This window comes from Acidovorax sp. GBBC 1281 (assembly GCF_028473645.1).
Lineage (GTDB): Bacteria > Pseudomonadota > Gammaproteobacteria > Burkholderiales > Burkholderiaceae_C > Paracidovorax.
In genome coordinates this window covers 3,557,511-3,574,720 of sequence record NZ_CP097269.1, presented here as the reverse complement: position 1 = coordinate 3,574,720, position 17,210 = coordinate 3,557,511, and the positions used below count along the sequence as shown (strand labels likewise).

The 17,210-nt window shown below is 61.0% G+C and carries 15 protein-coding genes and 3 pseudogenes; 6 read left to right on the top strand and 12 right to left on the bottom strand.

The window, feature by feature from the left end:
• Nucleotides 1–274: 274 nt before the first annotated feature.
• From M5C96_RS16695 to M5C96_RS16665, 7 genes are all read right to left on the bottom strand, one after another.
• The gene (locus tag M5C96_RS16695; protein WP_272548374.1) at nucleotides 275–673 is read right to left on the bottom strand and encodes a single-stranded DNA-binding protein; all 399 of its coding nucleotides are present in this window, start codon (nucleotides 671–673) and stop codon (nucleotides 275–277) included.
• Nucleotides 670–1,188, bottom strand: a complete 519-nt coding sequence (locus M5C96_RS16690; protein ID WP_272564235.1) for a DUF3158 family protein — start codon at nucleotides 1,186–1,188, stop codon at nucleotides 670–672. Before M5C96_RS16690 ends, M5C96_RS16695 begins: the two co-directional genes overlap by 4 nt.
• Nucleotides 1,185–2,003 carry a PFL_4669 family integrating conjugative element protein gene (locus M5C96_RS16685; protein ID WP_272564234.1) on the bottom strand — a complete coding sequence of 273 codons (819 nt, stop codon included), beginning with the start codon at nucleotides 2,001–2,003 and terminating at the stop codon, nucleotides 1,185–1,187. The genes M5C96_RS16690 and M5C96_RS16685 overlap by 4 nt, the downstream gene beginning before the upstream one ends.
• Before the next feature lie 407 nt (nucleotides 2,004–2,410).
• The gene (locus tag M5C96_RS16680; RefSeq protein WP_272564233.1) at nucleotides 2,411–3,607 is read right to left on the bottom strand and encodes an STY4528 family pathogenicity island replication protein; all 1,197 of its coding nucleotides are present in this window, start codon (nucleotides 3,605–3,607) and stop codon (nucleotides 2,411–2,413) included.
• Nucleotides 3,608–3,609: 2 nt separating this feature from the next.
• The gene (locus M5C96_RS16675) at nucleotides 3,610–4,170 is read right to left on the bottom strand and encodes a DUF2857 domain-containing protein (protein ID WP_272564232.1); all 561 of its coding nucleotides are present in this window, start codon (nucleotides 4,168–4,170) and stop codon (nucleotides 3,610–3,612) included.
• A gap of 11 nt (nucleotides 4,171–4,181) precedes the next feature.
• The gene (locus tag M5C96_RS16670; RefSeq protein ID WP_272564231.1) at nucleotides 4,182–5,894 is read right to left on the bottom strand and encodes a ParB family protein; all 1,713 of its coding nucleotides are present in this window, start codon (nucleotides 5,892–5,894) and stop codon (nucleotides 4,182–4,184) included.
• Complete coding sequence (locus M5C96_RS16665) at nucleotides 5,887–6,147, bottom strand: type II toxin-antitoxin system HicA family toxin (protein ID WP_272564229.1); 261 nt, start codon at nucleotides 6,145–6,147, stop codon at nucleotides 5,887–5,889. Before M5C96_RS16665 ends, M5C96_RS16670 begins: the two co-directional genes overlap by 8 nt.
• A gap of 111 nt (nucleotides 6,148–6,258) precedes the next feature.
• On the opposite strand from M5C96_RS16665, the gene M5C96_RS16660 reads away from it, so the two are divergent.
• A complete protein-coding gene (locus tag M5C96_RS16660; protein WP_272569564.1) occupies nucleotides 6,259–7,344 on the top strand; it encodes an IS5 family transposase in 1,086 nt (361 codons plus the stop codon).
• 63 nt (nucleotides 7,345–7,407) lie between these two features.
• Here the strand turns inward: M5C96_RS16660 and M5C96_RS16655 are convergent, their stop codons facing one another.
• Genes M5C96_RS16655 through M5C96_RS16645 form a run of 3 tightly spaced genes read right to left on the bottom strand, consistent with a single transcriptional unit; the run spans nucleotide 7,408 to nucleotide 8,685 of the window.
• Nucleotides 7,408–8,280, bottom strand: coding sequence for a ParA family protein (locus tag M5C96_RS16655; RefSeq protein ID WP_272569759.1), 873 nt, complete (start codon nucleotides 8,278–8,280; stop codon nucleotides 7,408–7,410).
• 37 nt (nucleotides 8,281–8,317) lie between these two features.
• Nucleotides 8,318–8,530: an AlpA family transcriptional regulator gene (locus M5C96_RS16650; protein ID WP_272548366.1), complete on the bottom strand. Its 213-nt coding sequence runs from the start codon at nucleotides 8,528–8,530 to the stop codon at nucleotides 8,318–8,320.
• 5 nt (nucleotides 8,531–8,535) lie between these two features.
• Nucleotides 8,536–8,685, bottom strand: a complete 150-nt coding sequence (locus M5C96_RS16645; RefSeq protein WP_272564228.1) for a hypothetical protein — start codon at nucleotides 8,683–8,685, stop codon at nucleotides 8,536–8,538.
• Between the two features lie 93 nt (nucleotides 8,686–8,778).
• Here M5C96_RS16645 and M5C96_RS16640 point away from each other — a divergent pair, with 93 nt between their 5' ends.
• Nucleotides 8,779–8,946 carry a hypothetical protein gene (locus tag M5C96_RS16640; protein WP_272548364.1) on the top strand — a complete coding sequence of 56 codons (168 nt, stop codon included), beginning with the start codon at nucleotides 8,779–8,781 and terminating at the stop codon, nucleotides 8,944–8,946.
• A gap of 64 nt (nucleotides 8,947–9,010) precedes the next feature.
• On the opposite strand, the gene M5C96_RS16635 is transcribed toward M5C96_RS16640, so the two are convergent.
• Nucleotides 9,011–9,913 carry a LysR family transcriptional regulator gene (locus M5C96_RS16635; RefSeq protein ID WP_272564227.1) on the bottom strand — a complete coding sequence of 301 codons (903 nt, stop codon included), beginning with the start codon at nucleotides 9,911–9,913 and terminating at the stop codon, nucleotides 9,011–9,013.
• 575 nt (nucleotides 9,914–10,488) lie between these two features.
• On the opposite strand from M5C96_RS16635, the gene M5C96_RS16630 reads away from it, so the two are divergent.
• Nucleotides 10,489–11,730: a hypothetical protein gene (locus M5C96_RS16630; RefSeq protein ID WP_272564226.1), complete on the top strand. Its 1,242-nt coding sequence runs from the start codon at nucleotides 10,489–10,491 to the stop codon at nucleotides 11,728–11,730.
• A gap of 264 nt (nucleotides 11,731–11,994) precedes the next feature.
• Nucleotides 11,995–12,444, top strand: coding sequence for a hypothetical protein (locus M5C96_RS16625; protein ID WP_272564225.1), 450 nt, complete (start codon nucleotides 11,995–11,997; stop codon nucleotides 12,442–12,444).
• Here M5C96_RS16625 and M5C96_RS16620 read toward each other — a convergent pair.
• Nucleotides 12,441–13,252, bottom strand: a pseudogene (locus tag M5C96_RS16620) (IS5 family transposase). The gene M5C96_RS16625 and the pseudogene M5C96_RS16620 sit on opposite strands and share 4 nt — an antisense overlap.
• Before the next feature lie 349 nt (nucleotides 13,253–13,601).
• Here M5C96_RS16620 and M5C96_RS16615 point away from each other — a divergent pair.
• Both M5C96_RS16615 and M5C96_RS16610 read left to right on the top strand, forming a co-directional pair.
• A pseudogene (locus M5C96_RS16615) lies at nucleotides 13,602–14,767 on the top strand (IS110 family transposase).
• A gap of 687 nt (nucleotides 14,768–15,454) precedes the next feature.
• A pseudogene (locus M5C96_RS16610) lies at nucleotides 15,455–16,687 on the top strand (tyrosine-type recombinase/integrase); the annotation flags it as partial.
• Nucleotides 16,688–17,210: the final 523 nt, after the last annotated feature.

Here is a 17,210-nt window from a genome sequence, read left to right as displayed (position 1 = left end):
CCTCCCCGGAAATGGCGTGGCGTTCGTTGAATAGGACACCAGCATGTCCACACTGGCTGTCGCTGGCAGCAAAGAAGCGGAAGCCGACCGCGCCCCGCTTGTTGGGCGGCTGCGGCAAGGGGAGCGGGTTGGGTTCGCCGATGGTCGGATAGACAAGCTGGCGCATCTGTCCGGACGACCGCCGCTGGCGCAGGCCGCAATCGTTGAGGCATCGCCGACGTCTGGCGCATGGAGGGCGGATAACGGTTGCGGCAGCCGCCCTCGCAGACCCCGTTCAATCGGCCTGCGGTTCCGTCTCGTGTCCCGATGGCCGGGCGCTGAGGGTCACCGACTCGATGCGGTAGGGCAGGATGCCTACCGTTCGGGCGTTGATGCGATAGGTCGTGCGCGGGTTGTTGTCCTCATCGGTCCAGTCGTTGCGTTCCTCACGCCCGTTGACGGCGATGCGCATGCCTTTCTGGAACAGGTGAACCCAGTGTTCGGCATCGCGGTGCCACCATTCGACCGGCCTCCAGAAACCGCCACGGTCCTCGTAGCCGTCCTTGCCCGGAATCGGGTTGTCGAAATACACGTTCAGGCGCAGGACCCGGCGCGGCTCCTCGTTGCCGTTGGGGTACTCGTCGTACTCGGGCGCAGAGCCGATATTGCCCTCGCCATGGAAATGCGTGCTCATGGGTGTGACTCCTCGGGGTGGGCGATGGCGCGGATGCGCCACTGGTAGATCGTGTCGGCGTGGGCCACCTTGCGAGCGCAGTCGGTGGCCTGCCGCGCGATGCTGTGGGTGAGGCTGACCTGCATGTTCAGCACGATGCGCTGAACCTCGATGGCGTACAGGTCATCGATCAGCGCGGCAGGCATCGCGGGATCGGCAAGCAGTCCCTCCCACAATGCAACCCCCATCCGGGAGCGGTCGGCGTTGCGCCAGCGCAGGAACGTCGTGCCGGCCCCGGTGTTCTGCGGGGCCAGATGGGCGGCCAGCCGATCGAACGGAAAGCCTTGCACCTGTGGCAGCAAACGGCGCTCGGCCAGCGCAACGAGGCTGTCGCGCAGACCACCGCAATGGCTGGCCCAGTCCTCCAGCGCCCCCTTACCTTTAAAGGGTCTTAAAAGGCCTTTTAGGTAGGCCGCATGTTCCAGCGACTGGAAGGCGGGCTGTTCCAGTGGCACAAAGCGATGCAGCGCGCTCATGCCGGCTCCTCTCCGTCGCTGTCGGAGGGGGCGTCCTCGTCCTGAGAAGTCGCGTCGGTGTCGGCGGGCGCTGCATTGGCATCCATGATCGGTGCCTCTTGCGGTTCACGGGAGCGCGTGGTGGCAGACGCTGGTGCGGACCGTCGCACGGGGGGTGGGGCGAAGCGCGAACGGCGCGAGCCGTCCAGAATGTCCTGCGGCAGATCGCCGAATTTTTCCCGCGCCACGCGCGCGGCGGCGTTGCCGGTGGAGAAGTCGTTGCGGGTCGTCCCGGAGTATCGGTATTGCTGTGCCAGCGAAAACAGGCTGCGCAAGGCGTGGGCGCCTTCGTTGAGCCAGCGTTCCAATGTCCCGCGATCGATCAGCGCGGTGTGGTGGGCCAGGATCAGGCGGCGTGCCAGATCGTCGTAGTCCGCCAACAAATAGACCGCCATGAAGCCCAACTGCGAGGCGACGAACAGCGGCAGCTTGACGGGCTGGACGTTGAGGTTCTCACCCAGGCTCAGGGCGGGTGGAACGTCGGCCAAGGCACGGTCCACCTGTTCGCGCAGGGTCTGCAACTGTTCCTTGGTGGCGTTGAGCTTGTCCTCGATCCGAAGCATCCACCAGTCGGAATAAGGATCGTCCTGTTCCGATCCACGCTTCAACTTGTTCATGATGCCGACGAAGCCGTTGAGGCCGATGATGCCGGGCTTGCCTTCCGCGGCGGCCCGGCCATGCCAGATGCGCGAGGCGTGGTGGGTGTGCAGCGTCAGCGACATCGCACTGCGCAGCGACCCCAGGTTCAACTGCAATGGTTCCGTTTCGTTGGACATGGTGGCAACCCTCGTTGGTGGAGACGAGGTTTCAGCATCTGCGAGCGCGGGAAGGCCGTCAGTGATCAAACCGCATCCCTCGAACGCCTGTTTGTGCCCGCATGCACAGGGGCGACGGCCTCCCGAGCGTCATTGATCCTCCAGCCAGGAAGGCTGCATGTCGCGCTATACCCAGGGTATAGGCGAGCCTGGCCTTCGGTGGACGCCGGCACAGGCGCGTGGAGCGCTAAAGGTCTCGCGACAGGGTGCGCGCCGCAAAGCGCGCGCCGCTCGATCAGTCCGCCGATGTGGGCGCATGCCCCGCCGTCGATGGAGGGTGGCGCGCCGGGTTATACCCGGGGTATAGCCCAGCATGGAACCCAGTGGACGATCCAGCGTGCGATTGCGAACCTCAAGACTGCACCGCGTCACGGCATCCGCAGCAGGGCCCGGATCTTGGCGATGTGCGCCCGTGCCACCTCCGGGTCTGCCGGGCGGGACGGGGCCGGCTCGGCCGCGGTGGGAGCGGTGGCGGCGGGAGGTGCCTTCGATGCGGCCCAGGCTTTGAAATCCCCGCGCAACGCGCGCTGGATGAGGGCAAAGAGATAGCCTGCGGGATTGCGCACCGTGCTTTCGCGGCAGCGTGCATCCCACTCATCCAGCACGGCCTGGTGCAACGCGGGATCGACCGACTGCAGGGCGGCGAGCGCCCCGTTCTGCTGTTCCGACTTCAGGGCCTTGAAGCGCTCGGGCAGGAGCAGGGCGCCTCGCGTGCGGGGTACTGTACGTATTTCTTTTTCTATCTCTTCTTTACGTACAGTACGGTCCTCGTTCGGATTCCGAAGCGTGCCGGTTTGGCGGGCTTTTTGACCCACTTCGGAATCCGAACCCGGTGGTTTCCGATTCCGAAGAAGGCCGCTCGACCCGTCTTCGGAATCGTGACTGTCCCCAGCCTGTGGATAACCGATCGTCTCCCCCCACCCCTGGGCGGCGAGGCGTTGGGTCAGCACCTGCAGACGGCTCGGCAGTATCCGCCCGTTGAGCATCGGGTCCTCGGCCATCTCCTTGAGCGTGTGCTCGCCGACCCGCTGGATGGACTTGCTGGCGTGATCGAGCGCATGGCTGACCAGCCCCAGGTAGTCGGGGTCGAGCTGGATGCCTTCATAGGGCGTGAGCGGTTCGTCGTGAAGGACGTAGAGATTGCCCAGCATTCGCCCGGTCCTGGCATCGCGCCGCCGCCGGACCAGGCTGACCCAGCGGGTCAGGCGCAAGAGGGTCAGCGCGCGTGCAACGGTCTCATGCGATGCCTTGGCAGCGCAGGGCATGGAGGCCAGATAAGGGCACAGTTGGTCATAGGTCGGAAAGGCCGTGATGCCATCGTCGTTGAGCAGCAGGCGAAACACCTGCCAGGCATTGCGCTCCAGGGGCGTGAGACGCCGGTCCAGCAGCAGCGCCCTCGGCACGCTGTCATGGCGATTGCCGCTGAAAATGAAGCCATCGGATGGGGGCAGGGCTGGCGCGGCTTTTTCCGGCGGGGTTGCGGGTTCGACTTGCATCCGCTGCAGCGCCTGGTCGAGCAGTTCTCCCAGCAGGACCGGCCCGCCTGGTCTGCGCGGTGCTGTCATGTTCAAACCAGCCCTTCATCGATCCATCCGCGAATGGCGCTCCAGATCACCGAGACCGGCACCCCCGTGGATTCCGAAAAATCCGCCGCGATGGCGAGCATGGCCGTGTCGTTGTTCAGCGCGATGCCCCGCTCCTTGATGAGGTCCGACCAGGATTCCCACAGCTGTGCGTCCTGCTGTTCCGTCAGAACCGGATACCGACCCTTGCGCTTGGGCAAGCCGATCACCGATCTGCGCAGCGCGACCTCCTGATGCGTCAATCCGTAGAACTTGCTGATCATCTCGGTACTGGCACCCAGGCGTAGCATCCGGTCCACCGCCTCGATCTCCTTGGCCACGTCGTTCACCTGATGCAGCAGGCGGCGCAGCACATCGCGGTTGACCTCGACCGAACACCAAGACACCGTTGCATTCGCCAGCACGCTCGCCATGGCCGGGTGTTTCAGGGCATCAAGGTCCTGGTCATCGAAGCCCATGGATTTGGCTCTGCGCAGCTGGCCGTTGCGAAGGTCGTGCAGGGCCTGTGCAATCACGGCCTGGTTCAGCGGATGCGGACCGGACATCGCGGGCCGTCCTACGGGGACGGCATGGCGCTGTCGCCATGCAGGGAGGCTTCGATGTCCAGCAGCCGCCGCGCCAGGCGCACCAGCCGAAACAGTTTCACCAGGCCGTTGTCGCTCAATCGCGGAAACTGTACCTTGAGGCCCGGCCCCTGCAGCAGGGGGCCGAGATGGTTTGCCAGATGCACCGTGTCGATGTGCGGGGCAACAAACCGTGCGTGCTCAAACGGTGCGCTCAGGGCATGCAGGAGCGAGAGGATCGTGCGCGGGAAGGGCGCACTGGCGCGCGCGCCGATCGATTCGCTGTCCTGGGCGCAATGGAAGCCGATACCGTCTTCGCTGGGAAGGATTTCAGCGGACAGTTCCGCCTCGTCGGCGATTTCCAGCGCCAGTTGCGCGATGAGGGTTCTCAGCCGTTCCGGCGTGTCCAGGCCCGGATCGATGTACCAGATGTCGCTCACCGGATAGAGGCCACCCGCCTGCACCGGAATGGCTTGGAGCACATTGCTCTCGAAGTCCGGCGGTGCCTCGCCAAGGTGGTCGGCCACCAGGCGCTGGATGGACTGCAATCGATCGGACGTCGGTGCCGGGGAAACCACATGCCCACGCACCCGCGCTGCATGATCGTCCACCTCGTCGAAAGCGCCGTTGCGCGCTTGAACTGTGAGCGGTTCCGGTGGCGATACCGCCTCGGAAGGGTCGGTCGATGGTTCCGTGCGGGGCGCAGGCAGCGCTGCGATGGGAGATGTCGCAGGCGATGGGCGTGGGGGAGGGGGCAGCTCGGGCGGGGCCGGCATCGCGGGGATGGCCGGCACGCTGCCCGGTTCACTGCTGAGCAACTGCCAGCGCTTGTCCGAGGCCGTGATATCGAAGGCGAGCGTATCGTACTTCTCGCCCAGCAGATCGGCCATCTGTCCCACCAGTTCGTCCTGCACGCGCTGCACGTTGAATTGGCCTGGGCTCGCGTCGAAGACCGACAGCACATCCTGGAACAGCGTCGGAAAATCCAGGTCGAGCCGCCTCGATGCCGCACGCACTTCCCAAATCTTCGTTCCCGTCCTGCGCAGCGCCGTGAGTTGTTCGACCTGGTGCCGACCCAGACCGCCGTAGAGGACATTCGGAATGGCAGGCAGCAGATACTGGATCGCCTCCTGCATGCGGCTGATGTGGGGTTGGGGAACCGGATAGCCATCTGATTTCAGCCGCCGCGCCAGTTCCGATTGCGACAGCGGCTTGCCATCCTCTTCTTCATAGAGCTCCCGAACCTTCTCGATGCCGAGTGCCCGCTCGATGAAAGACAGGCCGCCATGGAGTTCGTTTTCCGCGAGGTGGCCGGTCAGCGCGACGATCTCGCCGCGCTGGGGCCAGGGGCGAAAGAGGCAACCGATGCGAAAGAACCGCTCGTCCTTGGTCTGTGCCCACAACTCCCGCAGGACCGCCAAGCGGGTATTGCCGCCGTTGCGGATGATGTAGTGGGTCGCGCCGGGTCGGCGGGTGATCGGCGGCGGTGTGTCCAGACCACGCTCGCGGATCGATGACAGGATGTCGTCGTACAGCGGATTGCGCGTGATCCGGGGATCGAGCTCGTAGGGGCGCAGCTCGTCCAGTGTCACGATCATCGGCGTATCGGCGATCGGGTCCGTCAATGCGTCTGCCACAGGCCCGGTGCGGGTGAACCGGTCCTGCAGCAGCCGCGACGCCATGTCCTGCGGGGAAATCTCAGCCATGGGGCGCCTCGTGTCTGCCGATATCGCGCGATGTGTCTGCCTGGCGCTGCGCGCGGCGCAGCCGTGCGTGTGCATTGCTTGCGGAGCGGTGATCGCTGGGGGTCGAGCTGGTGAAGATGGGGGCCAGCCCCGCTTTGAAAAACCGGAGATGCCCCCCGGCCGTGCGTGTGACTTCCCACCCCTCCTTCAGCGCAAACTCGATGAGAGGCAGCAATCGTTTGTGGCCGCGGGCAAGCTCATGGGCGTTTGGCATGGGCAAATCTCCCGCCGGGCTTGCCGTTCACCGCGGCAAAACGTTCGGGAACCTCTCAAAACCCATCCGGTCCCTTGTTGATCGAGAATGCGTGCTCCATCCTTTGCCATGATCACTCCCCGTAGCGCCCTGAAGTTCGACCTGTTCGCTGAGGCCTCGCGCCAACACAAGAGAGATGAGGTGGGCGATCCGCTGCAGGTGATCGCGCGGCACATCGACTTCGCAGAACTGGCCCGGCTGGTGGATGCCTTGATCGAACGCGGGGGTGGCCGCCGGGGCGGTCGGCCCGCCTACCCCACCGAGGTGATGGTGCGCATCCTGGTGTTGAAGCGGCTGTACAACCTGTCCGATGAGCAGATGGAGTATCAGTTGCTGGACCGGGGGAGCTACCAGCGGTTTTGCCTGTTGCAGGATGCGATGAACGTGCCGGACCGCAACACGATCTGGCGCTTTGGCGAGCGCCTTGGCGTGGGCGGGGCAACGGCCTTGTTCCAGGGGGTGGATGCCCAACTGCAGCGCCACGGCTACATCGCCCGGGGCGGGCAAGCCATTGATGCCACGCTGGTGCCCGCGCCCCGACAGCACATCGGCCAGCAGGAGCGGCGAACGCTGGCACAAGGCGGGCAGCCGGACTGGAGCCAAGCGCGACGCAGGCAAAAGGATGTGGAGGCCACGCACACGAAGAAGCACGGCAAAAGCCACTTCGGCTACAAGCTCAGCGTGAGCGTGGACCTCAAGCACGGCTTCATCCGCCGCCTCGCCACGGGCACGGCCAGCGAGCACGACGGGCACCACTTCGATGAGGTGCTGGACATGCACAACACCGGGCGGGCAGTGCATGCGGACAAAGCCTACCCGAGCCGCCAAAGGTGCCAGATGCTGAAAGTGCTGGGATTCGTGGATGCGATGCAGCGCCGTGCGCAGGCGGGCCGACCACAGAGCGAATGCCAGAAGGGGCGCAACCAGCGCATCGCAAAGAAACGAGCCAAGGTGGAGCACGTGTTCGCCGGTATCCGCCACCTGGGGGGCAAGTTCGTGCGCACCATCGGACAGGCGCGCGCCACGGTGGGGATGACGATGATGGCCGCCTGCTACAACATGAAGCGACTGGCCTGGTTCCTGCATCGGGGCGTGGATGCTTTCTTCAAGCCCGCCACTGGCAAGGCACAAGTGCGCCTGCAAACGGTGAAAGCCTGAGCCACCGGGCCTGCAAGGCCCCTCATGCACCCAGGCGCAGACCGTTGCTGGGCCTCATCACGCTCAAACGGCTACTGGCGCCCACTCCTCCCTATTCGGATTCGTCAAACATGGGGTTGTGAGAGGCTCCCGTTCGTTCCACTGGGGGCACAACTCCGAAGCCAGGGCGCGGACGATCTCGAATGCCGCTGGGGTGAGGCGTCCCTGGGGGCGGCGATATTCCACCCGATGGGCGGGCAATCCGCGTGTGGCGGCGCGCGGAAACGCCTCGATGGCCGGCACCTCTGTTTCGAGGACATGGACGCCGGGATGTTCACCGAACACCAGATGCAGCGTCTGCTGGATCAGCCGGGCATTGGCCGAGACCGCAGGCACCCGGTTGATCAGCAGGTGCAGCGGTGGCACGGGGATGCCAAGATGCCGGTATGGGGCGATATCTTCGATGAGCTGCAGCGTCCCGCGCCGCAACTCTCGGGCTGCGAGCACTTCCGGCGTCACGGGTGAGACCACGCATTCCGACGCGAGCACCGCCATCTCCAGGAGGACGCTTCGGGCCCCCTGGGTGTCTATCAGCACCACGTCGTAGTGGGGTCGAAATACCGGGAGCAGATGGCGCAACCGCAGCCGTCCATCCGGAGCATTCAAAAGCAGCGTATTCAGTTGCCGATGCTCGTCGTTGGACAAAACCACATGCAGGCGTTCGATCGCGGTGTGCGATACCAGCCGCGTGAGGTCGCGCTCGTTGAAAGCCAGTAACTCGTAAATGCCAGACGGGGCACGGCTGGTGAGCTCGTAGTACGACGAGAGGGTGGGTTGCATGTCCAGGTCCAGCAACAGCACGCGCAAACCCGCGTCCGCGATGAACCCGCCGAGATTGGCCGCGACGGTGGTTTTCCCGACGCCGCCCTTGGTCGAAATCACCGAAATCACCTGCATGGCGGTTCGCTCCGCTTCAAAACGAATGGGAGCCGGGTCATGCGCGGTCATTGAGACGGTCGATGATCCACTGGTCGATCTCCGTGGAATCCCAGCCCACGGCACGCACCCCTAGCCGGACGGCTTTCGGAAACTTGCCATCCTTCATCAGGTTGTACAGGTGCGCGCGTTTGAAACCCGTCTTGGCTTCCACCTCCGCACGGCGAAGGATTTTGCGCCCGGTATCTGGCGGGCTGCTCTGTTCGGACATTGCGATCACTCCTTGATGCTCAGTGGCACTTCTTGGGCGTGATCGGCATTAAATGGATGCCATTGCCGAAAATCAGTAAACAATGCGGTTGCAATGGATACCGCATTCATTCCGTCGCGATCAGAAACGTGATTACCAGCCAGTTCGCTCGTCATTCAACTCTCACGGTTTGGGTCAGGGCGCTACATATTAAGTAGCGATCGCGCGCGAATGAAGAGCTTGGTATTGCCTGTCAGGATGCCAGGCGCTTGAGCACCATGTTCTGCCGCAAAACGTCGCCCGAGCGACTTAAAATGTCTGCGCTTTACACAAAAAGTTGTTCTCAAGGCGGCTTGCCGCTGCTGGCAGAAAAACAGCGCAATCCTTTAATCGTTTTGAAATCAACGGAATATGGCACCTGCCATGCAAGCAGGTGACTTTTTTTGTCGTCAGGCCGATGGAAAATGCAGGGGATATGTCATGAAAATTTCATGTTGACCATTAATCGCTCGGCGTGGCCATTCCGATTTCTCTTGCGCGCTGGATAAATCGAGTCGTTTCCGGTGAGGTGTTTTCATCGGAGATAACGATGAAGGTGGGGACATCCGGGATTTCGTCCACCATGGGCCGGACAATGACGTTCGGATGGTCATACAGGGCGGCTTGGGACTGCATGCCGATGCCCACCCCGTATCCTGCCGCGACGAGCATCATCATGGCCTCATGGCACGCGGCATGTTCTGCGACGGTCGGTGATGCGAGATCGTGATCGGTGATCCAGCGCTGTATGACTTTGTAGCCACCCGCCCATCGTTCCGGGTGGCACATGATCAGTGGGTAACGGACCACTTCCCGCATGGAAACTTTGTCCTGTGACAGGATCGGGTGATGTTTGGGGATCGCTATTGCTGGGCGCTCCTTCCACACCATGTGTTTAAGGTAGCCATCAACTGGTTCCTCATCCATGGTGAAGCCCATGTCGATCTGGTCATATCGAAGCGCAATCTGCATTTCGTTGACGGTCATTTCGGTAATGCGAATTTCCGTACTGGGTTCTTCTTCCCGGCTTTGTGAAAGAAGTCGTGTCAGACGCGGCTGGGCGAGACTGTCGGTAATGCCTACCCGCAAACGACCCTTGAATCCGAGGGATGCCGCTGCAACGCGGGTTTTAGCGCTTTCTATGTATTCGATTATACGGCGGGCCTCATCCCGAAATACCTCTCCGCACCAGGTGAGGGTGATCCGGCCCTTTGTTCTGTTCAGCAACTGCACGCCCAATTGCTCTTCCAGATCCTTGATTGCCCGCGATAACGGTGATGGCTCGATATTCGCTCTGGCAGCGGCGCGAACGAAACTCTGTTCCTGGGCAACGATCAGGAAATATTGCAAGTGACGTATTCTCATGATGAAACCTCCTTTGGCTGTTCGAGTAGTGCCCCTTTTGGGGGGGCGCGAAATTATTCGCGTTCGAATCAGCCTTGTGGATGCTGCATCTGAAATGGGCGATAGAAGGACAACTTCTCCCGTGAATTCTCTTGAGCTTAGCTGTAACAGATGACCGTCCCACCGAAGCCATCAAGGAAAAAAGACGGCCCGCGTATATTAAATGCTGTCCGATCGATGGATTGTCGAGGTTTTGTGCAACAAAGCCGTTTTGAAGCAAATCCTTAGCGGTTCCCGCTCGGTTCGCGCAAATGAAAACTGCTTCGCATTGTGATTTCTTTTTCCTGGGAATGGAGTTAAGCTGTAGTTTGCTCCATCTGATAATCCAACAGGCGGCGAAAATACTGGTTGAGAGGGGCTGCAGAGGATCGTTTAAGAAGTGCTTCACTCCTGCCGAATTTCAAAAAATCGCTTGTAATCGGTTCTATGCGGCCTGACTTTTCGCCAAACATTTTCGAAACAGTATTTCAGCAGCCGGCTAAGTGATGCATAGCAGGATGTGTGGTTCAATGAACTTTTAATTCTAAGTATTTCTCATGAATATCAATCCCTCCCATCGATCGACCTCTGCCGGCGCCCATGTTGAAATCGAACCTTCCGCTTCGCCAGAGTCGCCGAGCGCCGAAAGGCCATTTGCAAAGATTGATCGATTGCGCATAGGCCCTCAGAATTTGTCGGGACTGGAAGGTTTGCGGCATCGCCACTGTAGCTTCGTTGGGATACAGCCGGCTTTCTTGGCAAGCGAAGTGCAGGTCGAACGCATTGCGCGTCGGACTATCCTACCGCCACAGCCCAAGCCTTATCAAGGATTCAACCGGGTTTGCCGTTCACTGAGGCACATCGCAACGGCAATTCAATATGGTATGCTCGATCACATAGGCCTTGATCCAATTGAGGTTCAAGCCTCAGTGATCGCTGGGCGTCTCTACGTTTCGTCAAATTTCCATTCTCACAGTATCCAGGTTGCCCTCCGTCATGCGTTGACTGCACCGTTGCCCAATCAGGCTGCGTGGCCCGAAAACAGAAACAACAAGCAGCAAGTCGGCGCTGCGCGGTTTGAACGTCATCTAAAACTGCTGAGACGCGATTTCCTTGATGGTGATGTTATGTTCTTTGCCTTGCTACGAAAAGTTGAGATTGAAATTTCTAAAGGCATCGGGTTACCATCCGGATCAAATCTCGCACGAGACGAAGTGCTTTCGCAGGCACACGCCGCGCTGCGCACGCTGCGCGACGTGATCGAGAAAGCGGTTTGCAATACGTTGACATCCGACGAACTTGTCGTATGTCATCCGAGGCAAGACAAGCTGTTGTTGCAAGCACTTCCGCCGCAGGTCACTCAAACAATGCACGCCGAACAAAGTATCGCAAATGCTCTGGCGATCACTCAGGAGGAGGTGTATCGGACCGCAATCTCTCATTTGGACCTCGCGCCAGGTAATCATGTTGTTGTGCCCATGGCGGGGAAATTCATTCCCTGCGCAACTTGCCACGAAGTTGAAAGCCAGGCTCGACGCGATAAAGGTTTGTTCGATCCGACCAAAGGCCGGTTTCTACTCCATCGTGCAAGTCTGCGCGTCGGCATGACGTTCTGGAATGAAGTACAACACATAGCAGCAGATGTTTTGGATGAACAAAAATCCGTTGCCACCGCAAAGGCAATCGAGATTCGGGATCGCTTCATTGACGCCCCCGAGCGTTTGCAGTGTCATGACCGTGAGATGGTCATAGCCTATTCGTTCGACACCGACAGCGAAGCTTCTTCATGCGAAAAGTAGCGGACTACCGAAACTTGTAGCTCGATTCATCCTTTACACGAATTAATTTTCTTTTATCACTCAACTAATGGGATCAACATGGGCTGCATATCCAGTACCAACCGGAGTTCCGGTTATCAATCCACTCGCACTGAGGACGACAATAGCATAAGCGACCGTGGAAACCAAGCCAGTTCAAGTCAAGGCCAAACCTCAAACTTGCGTGATGCTGCAGCTAGCGTTTATCACGATAGCCGGCTTTGGCACGGCACTTCCGGGGGTTACTTGGACGAACTCAGAAATCTCGGATTTCAGCGGAGGCGTTCAGGCGCTGTAGAGGGCACTCTCCGCGCCGGCTATGAGCTGAATGAAAATGTGATAGAAAGCGCAAGTCAGCACAATTATTTTACTGGCAGTCGGGAAAGTGCCAAATGCTATGCTCGCCGGTCAGATCCGCAGAATCCCACTCTCGTTCGGACTATCGGGTTGCCAAATAACTTTAATCTGGAATTGGATCCTGACAGTCGGGACGAGAACGGAGAGATATTCAAATACAATGTCCGAACAAAATCATCCATTCCATCTAAATTTGTAGTTGGGTCCAAACATAGCGCACCAAAGAACGATGCCCAGGTTTTTAAAGCGGAAATGCGTGAGGCCGGTCACAAGGTCTCTCTTGAACAGGCGGGGCAACTGTTGCGGGAAGTGCAGACGGACTCCGACGAAGACTTTTAGAGTGGCCAACACGACCGCTCGACGAAGCGAGAGCAGATGATTGCGGCGGCGAGCATGAGCAGCACCTTGTGAATGTCCAACCTTCGCTCAAAGCGAATGCGCAGCTTGCCGAAACCAGCAAACCAAGCGTGGGTTCTCTCCACGACCCAGCGATGTTTGCTCAGGCGTGTGCTGCTTTCGATGCTCGCCTGGCAATCCTGCTGGTGATGCCACGGCTGCGCAGATGCGCTCGGCATCTTGCGTAGTCATAGCCTTTGTCGGCATGCAGCTTCGATGGCCAGCGGCGAGGCCTGCCGCGCAGCCCTCTGACGGCCGGCAGTGCATCGATGCACTTGTCGAACATCATGGAGTCGTGCCGGTTTGCACCACTGACCAGTACCACCAGTGGGGATGCCACGCGCGTCTACGACGATGTGCCTTTTGGTTCCGAGCTCGGCCGCGATCCGTAGGGTTGGGCCCTGTTTCCTGGCCCCCCGGGGGGCTTGGCACCGATGATCCATCAATGCTGGCTCGGTTCCAATCAATCTGGTCGTGCTCACGCAGGCGCATCAACATGGCCTGGTGCAGCTTGTCCCACACGCCTGCAGCATTGCAGTCCCTCAGCCGTCGCCAGCAGGTCATGCCGTTTCCCCAGCCCAGCGACTGGGGGGAGGTCTTCCCACAGGATGCCTGTGTGCAGCACGAACAGGATGCCGTTGAGGGCGGCTTCGTCGCTGACTTTACGGCTGCGGGGGCCGCCTTTGGCGGAGGGGGAAAAGACCGGGATCAGGGGCTGGGGCTGTTTCCACAGATCCTTACTAAGTGACATGAACAGTGCGGGCACCCCGGATGATGGAAAACACTGAGGGTGTGCGGAGCCGCGCGGTTAGAGGTCGATCAATTTATTGATGGCCTTGGACCGCGATCTCTAAGTTGACCCGCCACCGACCACTCGTACCCAGGATTGCCTGCGAGCGTTGCGCAGTCCCATGGGGGGGCTGGGCGCGCCTGACAGCCCACATTAAACAGAGCCACCGGGCTTGCCCGGCAGGCCGTTGGTCGGCGGCACCTGCGCAACTCCGCACGCTTGTGATTGTGATTCAAGCTGCAGGAGAGCCGCAATGGATTTGACCCCGATGCACAAGCGCGTCATTGCGCTGGACGTTCACTAGGCCAAGATCACGGCCTGCGCCGTTGTCGAACATGACGACGGCCGGATGGATGTGATCAAACGCGACTTCGGCGCCTTCAAGTGCGACCGCCGCGCCCTGGCGCAGTGGGCGCTGGAGATCGGGCCCGAGGTGGTGGTCATCGAGAGCACAGGCGTGTACTGGAAGAGCCCGTTCGCGGCGCTGGAGGCGGTGGGCATCATCGCGTGGGTGGTCAATGCCCGGCACGTCAAGGCCGTGCCCGGTCGCAAGACCGATATGGCTGATGCGCAGTGGCTGGCCACGCTGGCGCGAGCCGGGCTGCTGCGTGCGTCGTTCATCCCGCCGGTGGATTTCCGTCAGCTTCGCCTGGTGGCGCGCCAGCGGCAAAAGCTGGTGGGCATGTGTAGTGCCGAGAAGAACCGGCTGCACAAGGTGCTGGTGGATTGTGGTATCCGCATCAACGTGGTGGTCAGCGACATCCACGGCGCCAGTGCGCGGGCCATGGTCAAAGCGCTCATTGCGTGCCAAGCCATGCACGAGGTGCTGGATCACAAGGGGCGCCTGCGGGCCAGCCGAGACGACTTGTTCGAGGCCCTGACCACCGAGCAGTTCAGCGCGGTGCACCGTTTCGTGGCCGAGGAGATCATGCAGCACATCGAGCAGATCGAGCAGCGCATCGCCCGCATGGACCAGTATCTGCTGGACGGTTTGAGGGCATGGCAGCCGCAGTTGAATCTGCTGCAGACCATTTCCGGCATCGACATCCAAGGCGCTGCGATGCTCCTGATGGAGATCGGCTCCGACATGGCGGTGTTCGGTAGCGCCGAGCGGCTGGCTTCGTGGGTATCTTTCCGGGCAACAACGAGAGCGCGGGCAAGCGCAAAAGCGGGCGGATCCGCCGAGGCAACGCCTGGGTACGCCGGCTGTTGTGCGAGTTCGCGCAAGCTGCGGCCCGAACGCGTTGCGCCTTGAGGGCCAAGTTCGAGTCGCTGGCCATCCGCAAGGGATACAAGAAGTCTGTCGTCGCCCTGGCGCACAAGATGCTGCGCACCATCTACGCCATGCTGGCCAGTGGCAGCCACTACGAGGACAAGACGGTCGACTATGAGGCGTTGAGTGTGGCCCGCAACGCCCCACGTTGGATCAAGATGCTGCGCAAGCACAGCTTCATGGCCGACTCCGCTGCCGCCTGATCGTCCAACGATCCGCTGCGTCCCACGCACCGGCCGGTGTCAGGCCAGGCCTTTGTGCACCCGGCTGGCTGTGTCTTCCACATTAACAGGGCGTCGGGACATGAGCCGTCCAGCTCACCTGATCTCCGTCACGCTTTCGGCAAGTCGTGTGAGCCGGTCTTAAGATGTCGCGCTCCTCGGTCACCCGCTTGAGTTCTTCGGGGTATGGCTGCTTGGTCGTCATGGCACCTCCTATTGGGCCTCAGGTTTGAGGCTCGATGGTGTCTAGTGCAGCCGGGGCGATTCCGTGGCCTCATGATCGGTCCACCATCCTGAAGGCTTCGACCTTTTCGCTCTTTCGAGCAATGCGTTTGCCTATGGGTAAAAACAAGTCTATAATAGTGTCCATCCCAAAGCCCGGGATATAAGAAAGTTGTTAGAAATCAAGCGGTTAGAGGCTAAGTTCTAGTCCCTTTTCCCGCTCCAGTTTCTCTTCTATGGACATCTACCAAGGTCCGTAGGCCATTGATTCCACAGGGGTAACGCCCTGTGGGTCGTCCAGCGAGTTCCGCTGAATTCCACTGCCAACCGGCCCGAAGTAGTACATAAACTAGTACACGGAATACGGTCACGCGGTGGAGCGGATTGTTTGCTGCCAAGCCCCCACACGGTCGGTACACCTCTCTTCAAATCTGAGGAGAGTGCCCCATGGCATTGACAGATGCAGTCGTTCGACAGGCCCGGACCACCGGTCGAAACTACACGCTCAACGACACCGATGGTCTGGTGCTGTTCGTCAGCGGCAAGGGTGCCAAGAAATGGCACTTCCGTTTTTCCTGGGCATCGAAGCAGCAGCGCGTGGCGCTCGGTCCCTATCCCGAACTGTCCCTCAAGCAGGCCCGTGAACAGCGCGACGAGCTGCGCAGCCAACTGGTCAAAGGCATCGACCCGCGCACCTACCGGACGCAATGCAAAGCCGAAACCCTCGCCGCTCCCCTCAACACGTTCAAGGCAGTCTTTCAGACCTGGCGCGACTTCAAGGCATTGAGCCTCAAGACGGGCCGGCAAAGCACCCTGTCGCAGATCGACCGCATCTTCGCCAGGGACGTACTGCCCACACTCGGCAAGCACTCCATCTTTGAGGTCGAACAGCCCCATCTGCTGGAGGTGCTGCGCCGCATCGAGCGCCGCAAAGCCTTCACCACCGCAGAGAAAGTCCGCACCTGGTTCAACCAGATGTTCCGCTATGCCATGGTCGAGAAAGGATTGCGCTACAACCCCGCCAGCGACCTCGATATCGTCGCCCTGCCCAAGCCGCCCGTCTCGCACAACCCCTTCCTGCGCATGGAGGAAATCCCGGCGTTCCTGCGGGCGCTTCGCAGCTACGGCGGACTGGACACCACGCGGCAGGGCTTGATGCTCTTGCTGCTGACCGGCGTTCGCACCGGAGAACTGCGTTCGGCCACGCCCGACCAGTTCGACCTGGAGCGGGGCCTGTGGATCATCCCGCCCGTCCTCGTCAAGCAACTGCAGATGAAACTGCGCCGTCTGGGCAAGACCATCCCGCCCTACATCGTGCCGCTGCCCCGGCAGGCCATCACCATCGTGCGGCAACTGCTGCAGGCCCAGTCCCATCGCCCCGCCCAGCGCTACCTGCTGCCCCACCGCAGCAGCCTCAAGATGCGCATCAGCGAAAACACCCTCAACGGCGCGCTGCACCGCATGGGCTACCGGGACCAATTGACCGGGCACGGCATCCGCGCCACCATTTCCACCGCGCTCAACGAACTGGGCTACCACAAGGAATGGATCGAGGTCCAACTGTCCCATGCCGACCCCGACCAGATCCGCGCCGCCTACAACCATGCGGACTATGTGGAGCAGCGGCGGATGATGATGCAGGACTGGGCCGACCGCCTGGACCGCTGGGAATCCGGCGAGCCGGTGGAGAAGGTCACCGCCGCGCCGCAGGCCCCCGACAGCCTGGAAGTCATCGAAGCCTACCTCAAAGCCCTGGCGAAGCGGGAATTCGGCATCACGGGCGACGTGCCGCGCGCGCCGAGGTATCACACGGGGCCGGGGCCGCGATGACCGGGTGAGCGAATGGCGCATGGGCGGCGGTCGCATGCGGGCCTTTCCCCCTTTTCCTTTTGTCCTGCACCATTTCCGTGTAGGCCCGTTCACCCTTATGGCCCCTTGCCCTTGGGGCCGTGGGCTTTTTGGACCGCTGGTCTCGGATCGCTTTGATTTTTGTTGCCAGGCGTGCAGGTCCGAAGAAGCAGGACAGTGGCGTGATGGCGTCGAGGGTTCGGGTACTACGAGAACCATGTTTGGGTGATGGATCGCGGAAACCTGTGTGGCCGCGAACCCTAGCCTGGGCCGAAGGAGGCTGCCTGCCTCCAGCGCTTACATGTTTTGCGGATAAGTCACGCAACCCTGCCGCAATGTCCCATCGGCGGCTGGG